Source organism: Romboutsia sp. (genome assembly GCF_035470145.1).
GTDB lineage: Bacteria > Bacillota > Clostridia > Peptostreptococcales > Peptostreptococcaceae > Romboutsia_D.
Genome location: NZ_DATIRC010000039.1, coordinates 1 through 2,638 on the forward strand (window position 1 = coordinate 1; position 2,638 = coordinate 2,638).

Sequence of the window (2,638 nt, forward strand, 5' to 3'; positions counted from 1 at the left end):
AGGTATCCAGTATATCCTCCTTTTATAGGGTGGATCCATGTACTTTTTCTTTCTTTCCAGAAAGTATTACTTTGTGTGCCTATCTCCTTTTTACCAGTTATTTTTGTAACACTACTAGTTTCTTTAATGCCACTTTCTGAATTTTGGAGACTTATATAATTAGCTAATAATTTTTCAATTGAATTAAACTTTTCTAAAGTAAAAGTTGCAGGGGCTAACTGGCTTAGATCTACAGGGTCACCCCACTGACCAGAATTCGGATCATAAACAAACCCCTCACCAGGATTTTTCCCAAAATCAATATGAGGTCCTTGATTTTCCTCTTGTAATCCCATAGGATCAATTCTATTAATTGGGTTATTCCCTACATATTCAAATAAATTCATACTATTTTCATACCCTTTAGGATCTCTTTGAATAAATCTACCTAACTCTGGTGAATAATGTCTTGCTCTGTAATACATTAACATAGTTTCTTGATCAAGCCTTCTGCTTGTGAATAAATATGGATTTTCTACTTTACTAGGTGAATTTACAATGCCAAAGGGCGAATATATATACTCTTCAATGATATCTTCACTATTTCCTGATAAGGCAATAATATTCCCTAATGAGTTTTTGAGATAGTAACAATCTTTATTATTTTTTCTCACCATCTGAATAATATCATCTGTATCATCTGCAAAAACATATTGAGCAACTATTTTTTCATCGTCATCCCTCTCTTCAACTACATTATTACCATCATAAATATAAGTTACCTTTTCTTCATTAGTTATTTTTTCTATTCTTCTACCAATAGCATCATAGGTATATCTTGCAATGACATTATCATAGATATCCCTTACCATAACAAGTCTATTTTTATAATCATAATAGTATTTAAAAGTACCATCACTTATTAAATTACCGTTTTTATCATATATTGGATTTATATGATCTATATTTGTATACTCATTAACAGTATTTGTCTTATAAGTAATATCTGGTTTACCAGTTTCTTTCTTATTTACCCTATTCCCTATAGAATCATAACTAAACTCTGTCTTATTTTTATCACCCAAGCCAATTAGATTAATAAAATTATTAATTTTCATCTGATCTGATGCATTATATGAAGAAATGCCAGCTATAGAACCTACAGGTTTAAAGTCGTTTATACTAAACCTTGGAATAGTTACTCCTTTTCTTGCTTCAATAAGTCTATACAAAGAGTCATAAATATAAAATTCTCCATTATTATTTAAATTTTTAATTATATTTTCGAATCTTTTATTTCCACTATCATCGTAAAGACTTTGAATTTCAAATAAAAATTTTTCATCCTTGGAGTAATTAACGCTTATATTTCTTTTATTGCCATCATAACTAAAAGTTGATTTTACTCCATTACCAAATTGTCTTTCATATAAACGATAAGTACCAATAAAACTATTATTCAAAACATTGGTGCTACCACTTAATTCACCAGGATAATCACTTTCTAAATCTATATTTTCTATCCTTTTAATTCGGTTAAGTCCATCAGATATAATATTTAATTTACGACCACTAGGATAAATAAACTTATCTCTAAATCCTAATGAATTGTATTCAGATTTAACTACTCTTTTATTTTGAACATCTTTTATTAAGTTTCCTAATGAATCAAATTCAAATTCAACTATGCTGTTTTGGTTGGTGTATTTTACCATTCTTCCTAGTCCATCATAATAATAATTCTCATAAACAGAACCTAAAATATCTATTCCTGTGGCAAGGTTTGATTTATCAATATTAACCTGTTTTAATCGATCTAATTCATCATAGGTATATTTTTTTATTAAATAATTACAATCAGTTTCTTGAATTATATTATTATTTTTATCATATCCCCTTTTCTCAACATACCCATCAGCATATTCTGTTTCTACCTGTCTATCTAAAGAATCATATTTAAATAAAGTAGGATTTCCTTTGTCATCTTCTATTTTTGTTAATAACCCCTTATTGTCATAATGATATCTTGTTTTAATCTCTTCTCCATAACCTATTTTACGATTTTCTAAAATCTTTCGACCGAATATATCATACACATAGCTAACAATATTTCCTAAAGGATCTTCTCTCTTCTCTAATTTATTTTGACTATTATACCCATGTTTAGTTATATTTCCTAGATTATCTGTAGTTCTAATAAGCCTATTCAACTCATCGTATTCATTTAATGTCACAAAAACTTCCTGATCAGTACCTTCAGATTTCTTTTCAATTTCAATTATTTTAATCAGATTATTATTAGCATCATATTCATTTATAGTTTCATTGCCTAAATTATCAACTAATTTTATTTGTCTTCCCAAGGCATCATATTCAAAATCTGTAATTTGTTCTAAATTATCTACATCCTTAACTAATCTTATAAGGTTGTTATCTTCATCAAAGTAAAAATGAGTCTTAACATATGTTGCATTTACTTCTTCTCCTATATTAAACCATAACTCTTTACTTTCTCTTAACCTTCCAATTTCATCATAATCATGTTCTGTTTGAGTGAGTAAAGCTCCTTTGTAATCTATGAAGCTTCTCTTAATTACATTCCCTAACCTATCATACTCATATGTATCTTTATTCCCAAGAGCATCTGTTAGGCATTTTA

1 protein-coding gene is annotated in these 2,638 nt (G+C 28.1%); it reads right to left on the reverse strand.

Translation table 11 applies throughout. From position 1 onward, the window contains the following. A partial coding sequence (locus VLM92_RS01545; RefSeq protein ID WP_325274595.1) for an RHS repeat-associated core domain-containing protein occupies nt 1-2,638 on the reverse strand: 2,638 nt, incomplete at both ends.